At 64.3% G+C, this 17,910-nt stretch carries 20 protein-coding genes; 12 read left to right on the top strand and 8 right to left on the bottom strand.

Features of this window, described 5'->3' with window-relative positions:
- Positions 1 to 20 precede the first annotated feature (20 nt).
- The 10 genes from LQ564_RS20005 (at position 21) to LQ564_RS19960 (ending at position 8,780) form a co-directional block, all read left to right on the top strand.
- A complete protein-coding gene (locus tag LQ564_RS20005) occupies positions 21 to 569 on the top strand; it encodes a chemotaxis protein (protein WP_231059872.1) in 549 nt (182 codons plus the stop codon).
- 76 nt (positions 570 to 645) lie between these two features.
- Positions 646 to 1,011, top strand: coding sequence for a response regulator (locus LQ564_RS20000; RefSeq protein WP_231059871.1), 366 nt, complete (start codon positions 646 to 648; stop codon positions 1,009 to 1,011).
- Positions 1,012 to 1,046: 35 nt separating this feature from the next.
- Positions 1,047 to 3,212: a chemotaxis protein CheA gene (cheA, locus tag LQ564_RS19995; protein ID WP_231059870.1), complete on the top strand. Its 2,166-nt coding sequence runs from the start codon at positions 1,047 to 1,049 to the stop codon at positions 3,210 to 3,212.
- Positions 3,213 to 3,236: 24 nt separating this feature from the next.
- Positions 3,237 to 3,737, top strand: a complete 501-nt coding sequence (locus tag LQ564_RS19990) for a chemotaxis protein CheW (protein WP_231059869.1) — start codon at positions 3,237 to 3,239, stop codon at positions 3,735 to 3,737.
- Positions 3,738 to 3,799: 62 nt separating this feature from the next.
- The gene (locus LQ564_RS19985; protein WP_231059868.1) at positions 3,800 to 4,654 is read left to right on the top strand and encodes a CheR family methyltransferase; all 855 of its coding nucleotides are present in this window, start codon (positions 3,800 to 3,802) and stop codon (positions 4,652 to 4,654) included.
- A gap of 12 nt (positions 4,655 to 4,666) precedes the next feature.
- On the top strand, positions 4,667 to 5,263 hold the full coding sequence (cheD, locus tag LQ564_RS19980; protein ID WP_231059867.1) for a chemoreceptor glutamine deamidase CheD: 597 nt from the start codon (positions 4,667 to 4,669) through the stop codon (positions 5,261 to 5,263).
- Positions 5,264 to 5,304: 41 nt separating this feature from the next.
- A complete protein-coding gene (locus tag LQ564_RS19975) occupies positions 5,305 to 6,366 on the top strand; it encodes a protein-glutamate methylesterase/protein-glutamine glutaminase (RefSeq protein ID WP_231059866.1) in 1,062 nt (353 codons plus the stop codon).
- 121 nt (positions 6,367 to 6,487) lie between these two features.
- Positions 6,488 to 6,886 carry a chemotaxis response regulator CheY gene (gene cheY, locus LQ564_RS19970; protein WP_211525801.1) on the top strand — a complete coding sequence of 133 codons (399 nt, stop codon included), beginning with the start codon at positions 6,488 to 6,490 and terminating at the stop codon, positions 6,884 to 6,886.
- 1 nt (position 6,887) lies between these two features.
- Positions 6,888 to 7,526: a protein phosphatase CheZ gene (cheZ, locus tag LQ564_RS19965; RefSeq protein ID WP_231059865.1), complete on the top strand. Its 639-nt coding sequence runs from the start codon at positions 6,888 to 6,890 to the stop codon at positions 7,524 to 7,526.
- Between the two features lie 45 nt (positions 7,527 to 7,571).
- Complete coding sequence (locus LQ564_RS19960) at positions 7,572 to 8,780, top strand: EAL and HDOD domain-containing protein (RefSeq protein ID WP_231059864.1); 1,209 nt, start codon at positions 7,572 to 7,574, stop codon at positions 8,778 to 8,780.
- A gap of 52 nt (positions 8,781 to 8,832) precedes the next feature.
- Here the strand turns inward: LQ564_RS19960 and LQ564_RS19955 are convergent, their stop codons facing one another.
- The 6 genes from LQ564_RS19955 to metG all read right to left on the bottom strand — a co-directional run bounded on the left by LQ564_RS19955 (position 8,833) and on the right by metG (position 15,532).
- Complete coding sequence (locus LQ564_RS19955; RefSeq protein WP_231059863.1) at positions 8,833 to 9,606, bottom strand: flagellar brake protein; 774 nt, start codon at positions 9,604 to 9,606, stop codon at positions 8,833 to 8,835.
- 116 nt (positions 9,607 to 9,722) lie between these two features.
- Positions 9,723 to 10,562, bottom strand: coding sequence for a pantoate--beta-alanine ligase (gene panC, locus LQ564_RS19950; RefSeq protein ID WP_231059862.1), 840 nt, complete (start codon positions 10,560 to 10,562; stop codon positions 9,723 to 9,725).
- A 33-nt stretch (positions 10,563 to 10,595) separates the two neighbouring features.
- A complete protein-coding gene (locus LQ564_RS19945) occupies positions 10,596 to 11,456 on the bottom strand; it encodes a segregation and condensation protein A (RefSeq protein ID WP_371873525.1) in 861 nt (286 codons plus the stop codon).
- A 43-nt stretch (positions 11,457 to 11,499) separates the two neighbouring features.
- Positions 11,500 to 11,709: a DUF3460 family protein gene (locus LQ564_RS19940; RefSeq protein ID WP_231059860.1), complete on the bottom strand. Its 210-nt coding sequence runs from the start codon at positions 11,707 to 11,709 to the stop codon at positions 11,500 to 11,502.
- Positions 11,710 to 11,775: 66 nt separating this feature from the next.
- Complete coding sequence (locus tag LQ564_RS19935; protein ID WP_231059859.1) at positions 11,776 to 13,092, bottom strand: enoyl ACP reductase FabMG family protein; 1,317 nt, start codon at positions 13,090 to 13,092, stop codon at positions 11,776 to 11,778.
- A 310-nt stretch (positions 13,093 to 13,402) separates the two neighbouring features.
- On the bottom strand, positions 13,403 to 15,532 hold the full coding sequence (gene metG / locus LQ564_RS19930) for a methionine--tRNA ligase (protein WP_231059858.1): 2,130 nt from the start codon (positions 15,530 to 15,532) through the stop codon (positions 13,403 to 13,405).
- A gap of 152 nt (positions 15,533 to 15,684) precedes the next feature.
- Here metG and apbC point away from each other — a divergent pair, with 152 nt between their 5' ends.
- Positions 15,685 to 16,773, top strand: coding sequence for an iron-sulfur cluster carrier protein ApbC (gene apbC / locus LQ564_RS19925; protein WP_231059857.1), 1,089 nt, complete (start codon positions 15,685 to 15,687; stop codon positions 16,771 to 16,773).
- Here the strand turns inward: apbC and LQ564_RS19920 are convergent.
- Complete coding sequence (locus LQ564_RS19920) at positions 16,770 to 17,171, bottom strand: limonene-1,2-epoxide hydrolase family protein (protein ID WP_231059856.1); 402 nt, start codon at positions 17,169 to 17,171, stop codon at positions 16,770 to 16,772. The genes apbC and LQ564_RS19920 overlap by 4 nt on opposite strands.
- 29 nt (positions 17,172 to 17,200) lie before the next feature.
- Complete coding sequence (locus tag LQ564_RS19915) at positions 17,201 to 17,689, bottom strand: SDR family NAD(P)-dependent oxidoreductase (RefSeq protein ID WP_231059855.1); 489 nt, start codon at positions 17,687 to 17,689, stop codon at positions 17,201 to 17,203.
- Here LQ564_RS19915 and LQ564_RS19910 point away from each other — a divergent pair, their 5' ends adjacent.
- Entirely contained in the window at positions 17,690 to 17,851 is a 162-nt protein-coding gene (locus LQ564_RS19910) for a hypothetical protein (protein ID WP_231059854.1), read from the top strand.
- Positions 17,852 to 17,910 lie beyond the last annotated feature (59 nt).

The raw sequence follows: 17,910 nt of genomic DNA, 5'->3' as shown, positions 1-17,910 counted from the left end.
CAGCGGGCCTGGAGGACACCATGAAAAGAAAAAAGATATTGGGATCGCACGTGAAACGGCTGCTGTCGGGCGTCGCCATCCATGGCCGCCGCCACCTGAACGAGGTCGAGACCGACCTGCTGCAGACCGAGCTGCTGCTGGAAGAAGCCATCGACAAGCTGACCAGCAGCTTCATGGCGATCCATAGCGCGGTCGGCGCGCGCCAGGAGACGATCGACCGCCTGCTGGCCGGCGAGAAGCCGAGCGCCGAGGACAGCGCGCGCCTCTCGGACATGTCGGGCGAGATCGGCCAGCACGTGAACTCGGCGATCACCAGCATGCAGTTCCAGGACATGACCAGCCAGCTGATCGACCGCACCCTGCGCCGCGTCGCCGGCCTGCGCGAATTCCTCGGCACGCTCTCCGAACACGGCGCCGAGATCGCGCCCGAGACCGACAGCGAGGAGATCGTCGAACGCCTGGGAAAGGTCAGCATGGCGCTGGCGATCCAGTCGCTGGAACTGCGCAGCATGCTGCGCAAGTCGGTCGACCAGCATCATCTCGAGAGCGGGGACATCGAGCTCTTCTGAGCCGGTCCGCAGTAAACTATTCAGCCACTTCACATTCAACCGGCCTGGCCGGGATTTAAAAAAGCAGGAGCAAAACATGGCAAAAACGATTCTCGCGGTCGACGATTCCAGTTCGCTGCGCCAGATGGTGGCCTTCAGCCTGAAGGCGGCGGGCTACAACGTGGTGGAGGCGGTCGACGGCCAGGATGGCCTGGACAAGGCGAAGCAGCAGAGCGTGGACCTGGTCCTCACCGACCAGAACATGCCGCGCATGGACGGCCTGTCGCTGATCAAGACCCTGCGCACGCTGCCGAACTACGCCAAGACGCCGATCCTGATGCTGACCACGGAGTCGTCGGACGAGATGAAGTCGAAGGGCCGCGCGGCCGGCGCCAACGGCTGGCTGGTCAAGCCCTTCGATCCGCAGCGCCTCATCGAGGTCGTGAAAAAAGTCATCGGTTAATCCGGTGACGCACCGGCCTTGAAACGGATTTCATCATGACGATCGACATCAGCCAGTTTTACCAGGTCTTTTTCGACGAAGCGGAAGAACTGCTCGCCGAGATGGAGCGGCTGCTGCTGGGCGTCGATGTCGCGTCGCCCGACCCGGAAGACCTGAACGCGATCTTCCGCACCGCCCACTCGGTGAAGGGCGGGGCATCGACCTTCGGCCTGACCGACATGAGCGAGGTGACGCACGTGCTCGAGTCGCTGCTGGACCGCATCCGCAAGGGCGAGATGGCGCTGACCTCGAACCACGTGGACGCCTTCCTCGCGGCCAAGGACAGCCTCAAGATGCAGCTCGACGGCCACCGCCACGGCGCCCGGGTCGACCAGGAAGCGGTCGCCAACGTGCGCATGGTGCTGCACGATCTGGCCGAAGGCCTGGTGCCGCAGGCGCCGGTGGTGGCGCCGTCCTACCTGACGCTTGAGCCGAAGACGCATCACCCGCTTGAAAACGCGCACCGCTACAAGATCGAGCTGCCGCCGGTCGAGCAGCGCGACATCAGCGCCCTGGTCGATGAACTCGGCCTGATGGGCCGGGTAAAAGTCACCCCGCTCGACGGCGGGCGCAGCGCCATCATCATCACGACCCACGAGAGCCTGGACGACATCATCGCGATCTGCTCCTTCGTGCTGAACCCGGAAGACCTGAAGATCTTCGAGGCCCCGGCATTGACGCCGGAGCAGCGCGCCATCGAGGCCGCCGAGCGCAAGCGCATCGAGGATGCGCAGGGTTGGGGCTTCTTCGACATGGACGAAGAGGGCGGCGCCGCGGCGCAGGCCGACGACATGTCGGACGACGAACGCGGCTACGGCTTCTTCCAGCCGATCGAACAGATCCGCGCCATGGCCGGCATCACCAGCGAGGCGCCGCCGGCGCAGGCGGTGCAGCGCCCCGACCCGATCGAAGTCTCCGAACTGGCCGCCGAAGCGGCAAGCGAAAAGAAATCGGTGAAAAAGGACCCGGGCGCCGAATCCTCGTCGATCCGCGTCTCGGTCGAGAAGGTCGACCAGCTGATCAACCTGATCGGCGAGCTGGTGATCACCAATGCGATGCTCGAGCAGCGTTCCAGCATCCTGGATCCGATGGGCCACGAGCGCCTGCTGAACTCCATCAGCCAGCTGGGGCGCAACACGCGCGAGCTGCAGGAAGCGGTGATGTCGATCCGCATGATGCCGATGGACTTCGTGTTCTCGCGCTTCCCGCGCATGGTGCGCGACCTGGCGTCGAAACTGGGCAAGAAGGTCGACTTCATCACCAACGGCGCCGCCACGGAACTGGACAAGGGCCTGATCGAGCGCATCGTCGACCCGCTGACCCACCTGGTGCGCAACTCGATCGACCACGGCATCGAGATGCCGGCCGCACGCGCGGCCGCCGGCAAGTCGGAAGCGGGGCGCCTGTTCCTGTCGGCCGGCCACCAGGGCGGCAACATCGTGATCGAAGTCTCGGACGACGGCGGGGGACTGAACCGCGAACGCATCCTGGCGAAAGCCAGCGAGAATGGCCTGGCGGTGAGCGACGGCATGACCGACGAGGAAGTCTGGCAGCTGATCTTCGCGCCGGGATTCTCGACCGCCGAGCAGGTGACCGACGTTTCGGGCCGCGGCGTCGGCATGGACGTCGTCAAGCGCAATATCGCCTCGATGGGCGGCACCGTCGACATCCGCTCGGCGCGCGGCTTCGGCACCACGATCTCGATCTCGCTTCCCTTGACCCTCGCGATCCTGGACGGCATGTCGATCCGCAGCGGCGACGAGATCTACATCCTGCCGCTCTCCTTCGTGGTCGAGTCGCTGCAGCCGGCCGAGCAGGACATCCGCGACATCGCGGGCCGCGGCCGGGTGCTCAAGGTGCGCGGCGAATACCTGCCCCTGATCCCGCTGTACCAGATGTTCGACATCGCGCCGCGCATCACCGATCCGTCCGAGGGCATCGTGGTGATCCTCGAGACCGAGGGCAAGAAGGCCGCGCTGTTCGTCGACGAGCTGGTGGGCCAGCAGCAGGTGGTGGTAAAGAACCTGGAAGCGAACTACCGCAAGGTGGCCGGCATCTCCGGCGCCACCATCCTGGGCGACGGCGGCGTCGCCCTGATCCTGGACGTGGCCGCGCTGGTGCGCTCCTCGCGCCAGCTGTTCGAAGACGTCACCGTTTCATAATTTTTCAACGCTAGAGGACTGACCATGTCTACTGTACAGAACAACAAGCCGCTCGAAGGCGCCGCCGACGGCGCCGGCAGCGAATTCCTGGCCTTTACCCTGGGTTCCGAGGAATACGGCATCGACATCCTCAAGGTGCAGGAAATCCGCGGCTACGAAGCGGTGACCCGCATCGCGAACGCGCCCGAATTCATCAAGGGCGTGATCAACCTGCGCGGTATCATCATCCCGGTGGTCGACATGCGCATCAAGTTCAAGCTCGGCACCCCGACCTACGACCAGTTCACGGTCGTGATCATCCTGAACATCGGCGGGCGCATCATGGGCATGGTGGTGGACAGCGTGTCGGACGTGACCACCTTGACTCCGGACCAGATCAAGCCGGCGCCGGAAATGGGCACCGCCTTCGACACCAACTACATGATCGGCCTGGGCACGGTGGACGAGCGCATGCTGATCCTGGTCGATATCGACAAGCTGATGTCGTCGAGCGAGATGGGCTTGATGGACAAGCTGGCGGCGTAATCACCGGTTTCGGCGCGGATTTGCCCACGATTCGGGTAACACAACAGTGAAAGAGGCAAGCAGTGCCGCAGCAAAAAACCGACACGGTCAAGGAATTCGATTTCACGCGCAGTGACTTCGAACGGGTCCGCGCGCTGATCTACCAGCGCGCCGGCATCTCGCTGGCCGAGAGCAAGCAGGAGATGGTCTACAGCCGCCTGGCGCGGCGCCTGCGCGCCACCGGCATCCAGTCCTTCGCGCGCTACCTCGACGACCTCGAAGCGGGCCGCATGGGCGCCGAGTGGGAAGCCTTCACCAATGCGCTGACCACCAACCTGACCTCCTTCTTCCGCGAAGCCCACCACTTCCCGCTGCTGGCCGACCACCTGGCCGGCCTGCGCCGCCGCGAAGGCGGCCCGATCACGATCTGGTGCTCGGCCGCCTCCACCGGCGAGGAGCCGTATTCGATCGCGATGACGGCCTGCGAGGCCTTCAACACCTTGAGCCCGCCGGTGCAGGTGATCGCCACCGACATCGACACCAATGTGCTGGCCACCGGCGCCAACGGCGTGTATCCGATGGAGCGGGTCGACAAGGTGGGCGCGGACCGGCTGCGCCGCTTCTTCCTGAAGGGGAGGGGCGCCAACGAGGGCATGGCGCGCGTGCGTCCGGAGCTGCGTAAACTCGTCGAATTCCGCCAGCTGAACCTGCTGGCCGACGACTGGCCGGTCAAGGGCGGCTTCGATGCGATCTTCTGCCGCAACGTGATGATCTACTTCGACAAGAACACCCAGCGCAAGATCCTGTCGCGCTTCGTGCCCCTGATGAAGCCGCACGCCCTGCTGTTCGCGGGACACTCCGAAAACTTCCTCTACGTGTCCGATTCGCTGCGCCTGCGCGGCAAGACGGTGTATGAGCTCGACAAGGCGGGCCGCTAGGGCGGCAGAATCATGAACAACCAGTTTGCCACCAACGTCTACTACGACCGCACCTTCGACGTCGACGCCGCCAAGATCTTGCCGGGCGAGTACTACTACACCGGCAAGAACATGCTGATCGTGACCGTGCTCGGTTCCTGCGTCTCGGCCTGCATCCGCGACCGCGTCACGGGTTTAGGGGGCATGAACCACTTCATGCTGCCGGACGGCGGCGGCGACGGCGGCAGCCCGGTGTCGGCCTCGATGCGCTACGGGAGCTTCGCGATGGAAATCCTGATCAACGACCTGCTGAAGGCCGGCGCTCGGCGCGAGCACCTGGAAGCCAAGGTGTTCGGCGGCGGCGCGGTACTGCGCGGCTTCACGGCGATGAACGTGGGCGAACGCAACGCGGCTTTCGTGACCAGCTTCCTCAAGACCGAGCGGATTCCGGTGCTGGCCTCGGACCTGAACGACATCTACCCGCGCAAGGTGTACTTCTTTCCCAAGACCGGCAAGGTGCTGGTGAAGAAGCTGATGCAGACCCAGAACGATACGCTGGCAAAGCGCGAACTCGATTACGCCAAACGACTCAAGGTCGAACCGGTCGGCGGCGACATCGACCTGTTCTGACGCTTGCCGGGACAATAAAAACGACCTGAAAGGGACGCTTCATGACAATCAAGGTACTGATCGTCGACGACTCTGCGCTGATCCGCAGCGTGATGAGCGAAATCGTCAACTCCCAGCCCGACATGGAAGTGGTGGCCACCGCCCCCGATCCCCTCGTCGCGCGCGAACTGATCAAGAAGCACAATCCGGACGTGCTGACGCTGGACGTCGAGATGCCGAAGATGGACGGCCTCGACTTCCTGGAAAAGCTGATGCGCCTGCGCCCGATGCCGGTGCTGATGGTGTCCTCGCTGACCGAGCGCGGCTCCGAGATCACCATGCGCGCGCTGGAACTGGGCGCGGTCGACTTCGTCACCAAGCCGAAAATCTCGATCCAGACCGGCATGCGCGAATACACCGAACTCATCGCCGACAAGATCCGCGCCGCCTCGCGCGCCCGCATCAAGCGCGCCGTGCCCGGCAGCACGCCGGCGCCGCAGCTGTCGGCCCTGCGCAGCCCGCTGATCTCGTCGGAAAAGCTGATCATCATCGGGGCGTCGACCGGCGGCACCGAGGCGATCCGCGAATTCCTGATGCAGATGCCGTCGGACTGCCCGGGCATCCTGATCGCCCAGCACATGCCGGAAGGGTTTACTTCGTCTTTTGCTAAACGTCTTGACTCGCTGTGCAAGATCAGCGTCGTCGAATCGCAGGGCAACGAGCGGGTGCTGCCGGGGCACGCCTACATCGCGCCGGGCCACTCGCACCTGCTGCTGACGCGTTCGGGCGCCAACTACATGACCAAGATCGAACAGAGCCCGCCGGTGAACCGGCACCGGCCCTCGGTCGACGTCCTGTTCCGCAGCGCCGCGCAGGCGGCGGGCAAGAACGCCGTTGGTGTTATCCTGACCGGCATGGGCAAGGACGGCGCCGCCGGCATGCTGGACATGCGCAACGCCGGAGCGCACAATTTCGCCCAGGACGAGGCGAGCTGCGTCGTGTTCGGCATGCCGCGCGAGGCGATCGCGCTCGGCGCGGCCCACGACGTGGGTCCTTTGCACGAGCTGCCGCGCATGGTGCTCGAGCATCTGGCGGCCCAGGGCAGCCGAGCGTTGCGCGTTTGATCCGAATACTGATGTATTGATGCCATTTTATCGCCGTACGGCAACAAAAATGCTATTCTGGAGGCTGTTATGCAGTCTTCATCCAATAACCCAAACTACAAGATTCAAAACGGAGTAATTCATGGCTGATCCAAAGATGCGTTTTCTGGTTGTTGACGATTTCTCGACGATGCGCCGCATCGTCCGAAATCTGTTGAAGGAACTGGGTTATGCCAATGTCGACGAAGCCGAAGACGGCGTGATGGCGCTGGCCAAGCTGCGTAGCGAGCAATTCGACTTCGTGGTGTCGGACTGGAACATGCCGAACATGGACGGCCTGACCATGCTGCAGAACATCCGTGCCGATCCCGCGCTGGCCAAGCTGCCGGTGCTGATGGTGACCGCCGAGGCGAAGAAGGAAAACATCATCGCCGCCGCGCAAGCTGGCGCCAGCGGCTACGTGGTCAAGCCGTTCACGGCCGCCACCCTGGACGAGAAGCTGAACAAGATCTTCGAAAAACTCGACAAGGCCGGAGCCTGAGATGCTTGAGCAGATCGCGGAGCCTGCGCAGGGCTCGCATGAGGAGGTCCTGAGCCGCATCGGTCACATGACCCGCGCGCTGCACGAAAGCCTGCGCGGACTCGGGCTCGACAAGCTGATCGAGAAAGCAGCCAGCGACATCCCCGATGCGCGCGACCGCCTCGACTACGTGGCGCGCCTGTCGGAACAGGCCGCCAAGCGCGTGCTGGACGCCACCGATGCGGCCGGCCCCGTGCAGGATGCGATCGAGACCCGCTCCGCCGAGCTGTCCGCCTCCTGGCAGTCCCTGCTCGACAATGGCGCGTCGGAAGAAGCCTGGCGCGCGCTGGCGCAGCGCACCATCGCCGGCCTCGACGAATCGCGCATCGGCGCCGCCGCCACCCGTGGCCAGCTGATGGACATCATGATGGCCCAGGATTTCCAGGACCTGACCGGCCAGGTGATCGGCCGCATCACGGGCATCGCGCAGAACCTCGAGAAGCAGCTGGTGCAGGTGCTGATCGACTTCGCGCCGAGCGAGATCAAGCGCGAGATCGACAACGGCTTGCTGAACGGTCCGCAGATCAACCCGGAAGGCAAGAACGAAGTCGTTGCCGACCAGGGCCAGGTCGACGACCTGCTCGACAGTCTCGGTTTCTGACACGCGCCGGGCCGCGCATCCGCCAGGTATCACTTACGCGCCCACATGCACCAAACCAATTACATCGTTCGTGAACCGCTGCTCGATCCGAAGCAGCGGGTCATCGGATACGAGCTGTCGTGGCAGCATAACGACGGCAAGATCCCGAGCGACCAGGAACTCGAAGACCTGGTCGCCTTCGTCGCCGAGCACGTCTGCCATGACGACCATGGCTGGCTCCTGCGCGACAAGATCCTGTTCCTCGATGCGGTGCCGGAGATGCTCTCCACCGACGCCCTGCATTGCCTGCCGCCGGAACGCACCGTCCTCACCCTCAACATCCGCAAGCTGACCGATCCGGACGTGCGTTCGGCGGTGCAGGCCGTGCGCGTGGGAGGGGTCGGGGTGTCGATCCGCGGCGCCGACATCCACCTGCTGGGCCGCAACCTCTCGCCCTACGCCTCCTACGTCGAAGTCCAGTTCACCGGCAACGACGTCGCCGCCCAGGCGCGCACCTACGCCGCCGCCAAGCACGCGGCGATGCGCATGGTCGGGCGCCCTGTGGCGAGCTGGGCCGATTTCGACGCCTGCGCCGCGCTCGGCCTGGACGCCTTCGTCGGCAAGCTGCACCTGACGCCGCGCCCGGGCAACCCGGTCAAGGGCATGAATGCGACCCAGAGCACCATCCTGCAGCTGATGCAGATGGTGCAGAACAACGAGGACGTGCCGAAGATCGAGAACGTGCTGAAGCGCGATCCGGCCCTGACCTACAAGCTGCTCAGCTATATCAATTCCGCCGGCTTCGGCGCCGCGCGTCGCGTGGAGTCGCTGCGCCAGGCGATCGCCCTGATGGGCTATGCGCCGCTGTACCGCTGGCTGGTGCTGCTGCTGGCCACCGCCAGCACCAGCGGCTATTCGCCGGTGCTGATGGAAACCGCCGTGATCCGCGGCCGCCTTGCCGAGCTGCTCGGCACCATGGCGCTGCCGCGCGGGGAGGGCGAGAACCTGTTCGTGGCGGGGATGTTCTCGCTGCTGGACCGGTTGCTGGGGCTGCCGATGAAGGAGGTGCTGGACACGGTGCCGCTGCCGGAAGAGGTGGTCAAGGCGCTGCTGGGGCGGGAGGGGATCTACGGGCCCTACCTGGCGCTGGCGGAGGCGTGCGAGCTGAATTCGAACCTGGTGGCGTCGCTGGCGGGGTCGCTGGATATCAGCCCGCATGATGTGAACAAGGCGCATTTGTCGGCGCTGGCGTGGGCGCAGTCGGTGGCGGCTTAAATTCAGCTTCAACGTCAACTTGGATCCCGGCCAAGGCCGGGATCCAATTTTGCTAGCGCGTAATGGAACGCCGCTCAACGGAACCCGTCGTCACAAACCTCTCCAACGTCTGCTGCATCTGCATCGAAATCGCCGCAAAGCTGCACCCGATCTGCACCTGCTCCCCCAGCAGGAACGTCCGGAACGGCCGTAAGAGCCGCACCTCGAGATCCGCCGTGATCACCAGGTTCGGCCCCAGCTCCAGCAGCACATTGTCCAGTTTCTTCCCCACATGCAGCCCGAAGCACTGCTCCGGCGTTGCGCGCATCCCGACGCCGCCCTGGGAGAAATCGTAGAGGGGCAGGTCGAACTGCCGGCCCTGCAGGCGAAAGCTGGCGGTGTAGTTGACGCCGACCGGGGTCTCGACGCGGCGGGCGGCGCGGCGGTTCAGGACCAGGCAGGATTCGGGGAACTCGGCCGCCACGTGCAGCAGGTTGCCGGGTAGCGGATCCCAGGCTTGCTGGAGTTCGAACTGCAGCTTGGCGTTGCCGCCGAGCGAAGCGACCAGGGTCGCCTTTCCTTCGGGCGGGCGTTCGCTGCCGCTGAAGTCGATCACGAAATGCGGCAGTTCCGGGTCGACCGAGTCGATGCGCGCCAGCAGGGGATCGAGCCAGCCGGCCGGGAATACCGTGACCGGCGCGCCCGACTCGGCCAGCGCCGTGAGGGCTTCGCCGATGTCGAAGGGGTCGCGCATCTCGTGCGGCTGGATCTTGCCGCCGATGCGGCTGAGGGCGTCCGCGGGCTTGGGCGGGCCTTTGCGGATCAGCGGTGCGGCAGAGTCATTCACGGCAGCGGCTCCCTGGTGTGGCCTTCGTCTGGACGGTCGTCAGGTCCGGACGAAGTATACAGCCAACTCCTGCAAAGTTGCAGCATCGCAAGAACAAATCATGTTTTGCTACCGACTCAGATCTCGAGATTGTCGATCAGTCGGGTATTGCCCAGCTTGGCCGCCGCCAGCACCACCAGCGGCGTGCCGGCTTCGAGGTCGGCGGCGCCCGGCGCCTGCAGGTCGATGCGCTTGCGCACCGAGACATAATCCGGCTTCCAGCCGCGTCCGGCCAGGTGTTCCATGGCGCGGCCTTCCACCGCCGCCACGTTGCGCTCGCCGCCGCGCAGCGCCTCGGCCACGCCGTTGAGCTGCTGGTACAGCACCGGCGCCTCGATCCGCTCTTCGCTCGACAGGTAGCCGTTGCGCGAGGACAGCGCCAGGCCGTCATCCGCACGGAAAGTCTCGGCGCCGATGATCTCGGTCGGCAAGCCCAGCTGGCGCGCCATGTTACGGACAATCATGAGCTGCTGGTAATCCTTCTTGCCGAACACGGCCACGCGCGGCTGCACGCAGGAGAACAGCTTGGTGACGACCGTGCACACGCCCTCGAAGAAGCCGGGGCGGAACTCGCCTTCCAGCGTGTTGCCGAGGCCATCCGGCGGACGCACGCGGTATTCCTGCGGTTCCGGGTACATGTCCTTCTCGGTCGGGGCGAACAGCACGTAGACGCCTTCCTTTTCCAGTTTCTCGACGTCGGCCTGGAAGGTGCGCGGGTATTTGTCGAAATCCTCGTTCGGCCCGAACTGCAGGCGGTTGACGAAGATCGAGGCGACCACCGGGTCGCCATGCCTGCGCGCCAGGCGCATCAGCGAGAGATGGCCCTCGTGCAGGTTGCCCATCGTCGGCACGAAGGCGGTGCGCAATTGGCCGTGCAACTGGTCGCGCAGGTCGTCGATGGAGGAAATAATTTTCATGGGGTATCGAAGCTTATAAATGTAGCCGGCTTCTCAAGCCGGGGAATAGGCCAGGCGCACGTAGATCGGCGCGAAAGGTTCGGCCTGCGTGATCTCGATCAAGGTCTCTTTCGCCAATTCGAGCATGGCGACAAAGTGTACAACCACAATCGGCACCGTGTGCTGGCCTGCGAACAAGTCGGAAAACTCGACGAAGCGCTGCGACTGCAGGGTGCGCAGGATGGCCGACATGTGCTCGCGCACCGACAGTTCCTGGCGCGAGATGCGGTGGTGCTGGGTCAGCTTGGCGCGGCGCATCACGTCGAGCCAGGCGCGCTGCAGGTCCCAAGGATCGACGTCGGGGAAGACCGGCGCCAGGCCCTGTTCCACGAACAATTGCGGGCGGACGAAGTCGCGGCCTTCCTGGGGCAGGGCGCCCACTTGCAGGGCCGCGACCTTGATCTGCTCGTACTCCAGCAGCCGGCGCACGAGTTCCGCGCGCGGGTCGCCGACGTCCTCGACCAGGTCGTCCTGCCTTTTGGGAAGCAACATCCTCGATTTGATCTCGATCAGCATCGCCGCCATCAGCAGGTACTCGGCGGCCAGTTCCAGATTGCGCTGGCGGATCTGCTCGACGTATTCCAGGTATTGCAGGGTCACCTGCGCCATCGGGATGTCGAGGATGTTGAAATTCTGCTTGCGGATCAGGTACAGCAGCAGGTCGAGCGGACCTTCGAAGGCGTCGAGGAAGACTTCGAGCGCATCCGGCGGGATGTACAGGTCGTTCGGCAGGCGCGTCAGCGGCTCGCCGTACAGGCGCGCAATGGCGGACTCGGCCGCGTCGGCGGCCGCGTTCAGCGCAGCATCGTCGGGTGGGGGAGGCGCCCCGTCCTGCCGGGGATCGGCCGGCGCCATGGGCTCGGCCTGCTCTGGCAGCATGAAGGACGCGTCCCGGGAATCAGACCTTGGTCTGGTAAGGGTAGGCGTTCTGGCGCAGGCGCGACTGCTTGACGCGCTCCTGCTCGTCGAGCGACAGCGGGGCCTTGTCCCACAGCAGGGAGCGGCCTTCGACCTGGCGCTCTTCCATGCCCGGGGTCTTGGCTTTCAGTTCCTTGATGAACTTGGTGTGCTCGGATTCGTACAGCGAATGTTTTTTCGAGAAGATCATGATTCTAAGAAATAGTAGGGAATGGCCCGGACCCGATTCTCTGGAAGCGGCCCATCCCCGTCAAGTTTACTTGTGCAGTGCGTTCAGCTGGCGCGCGATGATGTCGTGGCTGAGCCACAGCACCGGGGCGATCTTTTCCGACGCGCCATGGAACATCAAGGGGCCGGCGCCTTCCAGCACCAGGCTCGACAGGTGATCGGTGATCAGCGCCTTCTTGTCCTTGTGCAGGCCGGTGATCTCTTCCGAGGTGCCGATCATCACGTCGGCCAGGGCCGGGGTATTGTCCATCGGCCAGGCTTCGAAGTTGCGGAACTCGGCGCTGGTCGCATCGTTATTGTACTGCTCGATCTTGTCGAGCAGCGCTTGCAGCGAGGTGCCTTCGCCCAGCAGCTCCTGGCAGATCGCCCATTGCTCGTCGGCCCAGGCGCCGCCGCCTTCTTTTTTCAGCGCGATGAGAAGCGGGAACAGCGACAGCTCGACACCGACGAAGATGTCGGAGGAGTTGGTGCGGATTTCCGGGCAGTTGAAGACGGTTGCGAACACGCCGCTCTTCCAGGCCGCCTCGGCCACCGACTCCAGGCGCATCTTGGCGTAGCCCTGGGTGTAGTTGGTGTAGGTCTGCCAGAGGTATTCGCCCTTGATGAGGATCTCGGTGCCGTGGTAGCCGTAGGCGGTGTAGCGCACTTCGCCGCCGGCTTTCGTCACGCGCTCGCGGATCGCGCTGGAGGCGTCGATCAGGTATTTCAGGGTGTTGGCGGTGACTTCGTCGAAGTTCATCAGGATCAGCTTGCCCAGGTCGCTCTCCAGCAGGGCGCGCGAGGACATGAAGCGCTCGCCGCGGCCTTTGTAGATGCGGTTGGCAATGGCCAGGAAGGCCTTGATCTTCGGGATGCCGCCGGCCATGGTGTGGGCGAAGAAGACGTTGGCGCCTTCAGGGACCAGCTTGTCGATCTCGCCCATGACCTGGGCGGCGCTGGTGGTGAAACGGCGCACGCCGGCGGCGCGGCAGGCTTCGATCTTTTCCCAGTCCAGCTTGTCTTCCTGCCAGCTCTTCAGGGTGATACCGGACAGCATCTCGGTCGGGTTCTGCTCGCCTTCCGGGGCATCCATGTCGAAACCGGCCATCAGCGGCACATTGATGATCTTGCCGCCCAGCTTCTCTTCCGCCTCGGCGTGTTCTTCCGCGTTCAAGGCGCGCAGGGCGCCGGATTCGTCACGGCGGCCGACGGTGATGCCGACAATGGTCATCCCGGCGGCACGCGCCTCGTCGATCAGGCCATTCACATAGCCGCGGCCGAACAGTTCGCCGAACAGGACGAAGACGTCGCCCTTGCGGAACACATTGGCGGTGGGAATATGGCGGAGGGGAGTGAATTCGGTCATCTTATTATCTACCTATCTTGTTGGTCTGAAGAGGCCTGCCGGCGAGGGCCGTAGGGGCGCGGGTTTCAGAAAAATAACGTGGCATTATAACGCCGCTGACGGGTGGGGGATTGATTTTGGGGGTTGGGGTGGTTGCTGCGGGGAGGCGGCGGCGGGGCGCGGCGAACTTGGATCCCGGCCTTCGCCGGGATGACGGTTGTGAGGCTAGCGCAGGGAACAGCTTTTATGGCCTGCTTCCTCAGCACGTCGTTCCGGCGAAGGCCGATATGATGCCACTGGCATCATATCGCCCAAGTTTATGTGAACAGTGTTAGCGAATCCGCATCCCCGGCGTCGCCCCCGCCTGCGGATCCAGCAAATACAAGCCCGGATTCGCCTTCTCGTCCGCCGCGGAGGCACACAGCACCATCCCCTCCGACACCCCGAACTTCATCTTGCGCGGCGCCAGGTTGGCGACCATGACGGTCAGCCGGCCGACCAATTCTTCCGGCTTGTACGCCGACTTGATCCCCGAGAACACATTGCGGTAGCGGCCTTCGCCCACATCCAGGGTCAGGCGCAGCAGCTTGCCGGCGCCTTCGACGTGTTCGCAGTTGACGATCTTGGCCACGCGCAGGTCGATCTTCAGGAAATCGTCGATCGAGATTTCCGGGGCCAGTTCCTCGATATCGCCGGCCGGTGCGGCAGCGACAGGTGCCGCCTCGACGGCGGCAGGGGCGGCGACGGCGGCCACGGCCGGCTTGTCGAACAGGTTCTCGACCATCTTCGCATCCACGCGCTGGATCAGGTGGCTGTAGGCGCCGATGGTGCGGCCGAGCATCGATTCGTAGACGGCGGCGCCGTGGGTGTCGGCCCAGGTGTAGGCGCCGTCGCCCAGGAATTCGCTGACACGCGCGCCGATGTGCGGCAGGACCGGCGAGAGCATGATGGTCAGCTGGCGGAACAGGATCAGGGCGGTGGTGCAGACGTCGTGCAGTTCAGCAGCCTTGGCCTCGTCCTTGGCCAGCAGCCACGGCTTGTACTCGTCCACGTACTGGTTGACGACGTCGGCGATCTCCATGATCTCGCGCAGGGCGCGGCCGTATTCGCGCGCTTCGAATGCCGCGGAGATGCTGGCCTGGCGCTCGGCGCCTTCGTTCATCAGGGCCTTGCAGATCCACTCGCGGGCGGTCGGCGACAGGGTGTCGGCCAGCTTGCCGTCGAATTTCTTGGCGATGAAGCCGGCGCAGCGGCTGGCGATGTTGACGTACTTGCCGATCAGGTCGCTGTTCACGCGGGCCACGAAGTCGTCGCCGTTGAAGTCCAGGTCCTCGACCTTGGCATTCAACTTGAACGCCAGGTAATAGCGCAGCCATTCCGGGTTCATGCCCAGTTCCAGGTAGCGCAGCGGCGAGATGCCGGTGCCGCGCGACTTCGACATCTTTTCGTTGTTGACGGTCAGGTGGCCGTGGACGGCGACCTTCAGCTTGTCGATGATCGGGTGGCCGCTGAAGTTCAGCATGGCCGGCCAGAACAGCAGGTGGAAGGAGACGATGTCCTTGCCGATGAAGTGCACCTGCTCGGCGCCCGGATCCTTCAGGAAGGACTCGAAATCGATGCCTTGCTTGCTGAAGTAATTCTTCAGCGAGGCCAGGTAGCCGACCGGCGCGTCCAGCCACACATAGAAGAACTTGCCCGGCGCATCGGGAATCGGGATGCCGAAATAGGGCGCGTCACGGGAAATGTCCCAGTCGGCCAGCTTCTCGCCGGATTCGCCCAGCCATTCCGAGACCTTGTTCACCATCTCCGGCTGCAGGCGGCCCGGGGTGTTCAGCCATTCCTTGAGGAAGGTGAAGCAGCGCGGGTCGGACAGCTTGAAGAAATACTGTTCCGATGGCTTCAGGATCGGGGTGGCCTGGGTGAAGACCGAGAACGGGTTGATCAGCTCGGTCGGCTGGTAGGCGGCGCCGCAGACTTCGCAGTTGTCGCCGTACTGGTCCTTGGCGTGGCAGACCGGGCACTCGCCCTTGATGTTGCGGTCGGCCAGGAACATGCCCTTGACCGGGTCGTAGAAGCGGTCGACGGTTTTCGTCACGATCAGGCCGGCGTCGCGCAACTTGCGGTAGATGCCCTGCGAGAGTTCGACGTTTTCCGGCGAATCGGTCGAGTACCAGTTGTCGAAGGCGATATGGAAGCCGTTCAGATATTGCGGGCGGCCGGCGGCGATCTTGGCCACGAATTCCTGCGGCGTGATGCCTTCCTTCTCGGCCGCGATCATGATCGGGGTGCCGTGGGTGTCGTCGGCGCAGACGAAATGGACCTGGCGCTGTTGCCCATTGTCCTTCTGCATTCGCTGGAAACGAACCCAGATGTCGGCCTGGATGTATTCCATCATGTGGCCGATATGGAAGGCTGCGTTGGCGTAGGGCAGGGCGGTGGTGACGAACAGCTTGCGGGTCATGGTCGAAGCGCTAGTGGTATATGAAAAGAAGCATTTTAACAGCGGAAGGCCCTACATGCGCAGGGGGGCGAACCGACAGGTTCGCGAAACGGGCCTAAACGCCAGTCATGCATTTTGCGCTACACTTCGCCCCAATCACATTGGAGAAACACATGAGCATCACCGAGAACGATATCAAGACGGCACTGTCGGCGGTCATCGATCCTAATACCGGGAAGGATTTCGTCTCTTCCAAGTCGATCAAGAACATCAAGGTCGACGGCGCCGACGTCAGCCTCGACGTCGAGCTGGGCTATCCGGCCGCGAGCCAGGTTGCGGCGATCCGCGACAGCGTGCTGGCCGGCGTGAAGGCGCTGCCGGGTGTCGGCAACGTCACCGTCAAGGTGTACAGCAAGATCCTGTCGCACGCCGTGCAGCGCGGCCTGAAGGTGATGCCGAACGTGAAGAACATCATCGCGGTCGCCTCGGGCAAGGGCGGCGTGGGCAAATCGACCACCGCCGTCAACCTGGCGCTGGCCCTGAGCGCCGAAGGCGCCAGTGTCGGCATCCTGGACGCCGACATCTACGGCCCCTCGCAGCCGATGATGCTGGGTATCAGTGGCCGCCCCGAGAGCCGCGACGGCAAGACCATGGAGCCGCTGGAAAACCACGGCGTGCAGGTGTCGTCGATCGGCTTCATGATCGACCCGGACGAGCCGATGGTCTGGCGCGGCCCGATGGTCACCGGCGCGCTGCAGCAGCTGCTCGAGCAGACCAACTGGCAAGACCTCGACTACCTGATCGTCGACATGCCGCCGGGCACCGGCGACATCCAGCTGACCCTGTCGCAGAAGGTGCCCGTGACCGGCGCCGTGATCGTCACCACTCCGCAGGACATCGCCCTGCTGGACGCGCGCAAGGGCCTCAAGATGTTCGAGAAGGTCGGGATTCCGATCATCGGCGTGGTCGAGAACATGAGCACCCACATCTGCTCCAACTGCGGCCACCATGAAGAGATCTTCGGGGCCGGCGGCGGCGAGAAGATGTGCCGCGACTTCAACGTCGACTTCCTCGGCAAGCTGCCCTTGAACCTGTCGATCCGCGAGCAGACCGATTCCGGCCGCCCGACCGTGGTGGCCGATCCCGAAGGCCCGGTCGCCACCATCTATAAAGAGATCGCGCGCAAGGTGGCGGTCAAGGTGGCGGAGCGGGCCAAGGACATGAGCAGCAAGTTCCCGAGCATCGTCGTCAAGAACGATTAAGCCGGGAGCGGATTCGCGCGCAAGGCCGCCAGCTGGCGCGCGAAATCGGCCGGATCGAAGTAGTCGCGCCAGACGCTGATCCGGCCGTTCTCGATCTTTAGTAAGCCCATCACCGGCAGCACGATGCTGCCGCCATCCTTGTGTCGGAACACGTCGATGCGCTCGTTCAGGACGACGTTGCCGCTGGCCGCGATGTGGGTGATTTTCCAGTCCAGCAGGAAGTCGATGCCCACGCCGAACCCACGGTGGAATTTGCCGACTTCCTCGCGGCCGACGATGTCGGGAAAGGGCACGTTGTCGTACAGGACGTCTTCCGACAGCGTGGCGAGCGCCGCGTCGATGCGGTTGGCGCTCCAGTGCGCGAAGAACGTCTCGGCGATGCGGATCTCGTTGTCCATGGCAATCTCCTCGCGTGGCAGCGCGGGACTCATGCGACCTGGCCGCCGTCGACGTTGAGGGGGGCGCCGGTGACGTAGGCGGCGTCCGGCCCGGCCAGGAAGGCGACGGCCGCCGTGATCTCTTCCGGACGGCCGTAGCGGCCCAGCGCGGTCATGGCGCGCAAGGTGTCGGCGAAGGCGCTGTCGGACGGGTTCATCTCGGTGTCGATGGCGCCCGGCTGGATCACGTTGACGGTGATGCCGCGTGCGCCCAGGTCGCGCGCCCAGCCGCGCGAGTAGGCGGCCACCGCCGCTTTCGAGGCGACGTAGTCGGCGGCGCCGGCGAAGGGGATGCGTTCGGCGCCGGTGGTACCGATCGAGACGATGTGTCCACCGTCGGCCAGCAGCGGCGCGGCGGCGCGCACGGCGGCGGCCACGCCCTTTACATTGATGTCGAGCTGGCGCTCGAAGCCGGCCAGGTCGGCCGTGGGGTCGTCCACTTTGCCGGTGACGAAGACGCCGGCCGAGTTGACTGGCACGTGGACGCCGGCACCATCTCCCTCTACTACCCCAGCCGCGCCCAGCTGCCTGCGAAGACCCGCGTCTTCATCGCCGCGGTGGTGGCGGCCTTCGAGGCGGCGGACCTGGCGCGCCGGCTGTCGGCGGCGCCGGCTATTTCGAGACTTTCTGCTCGAAAATAAAATCCCGCGGTATTTCCCTGCATACACTCGGTGATTGAGTTTAATTGAGTGGATGCAAG

Source organism: Massilia phyllostachyos (genome assembly GCF_021044825.1).
GTDB classification, from domain to species: Bacteria; Pseudomonadota; Gammaproteobacteria; order Burkholderiales; family Burkholderiaceae_D; genus Telluria; species Telluria phyllostachyos.
The sequence above is the reverse complement of the archived record's forward strand: the minus strand, read 5'-3'. Positions and strand labels throughout refer to the sequence as shown.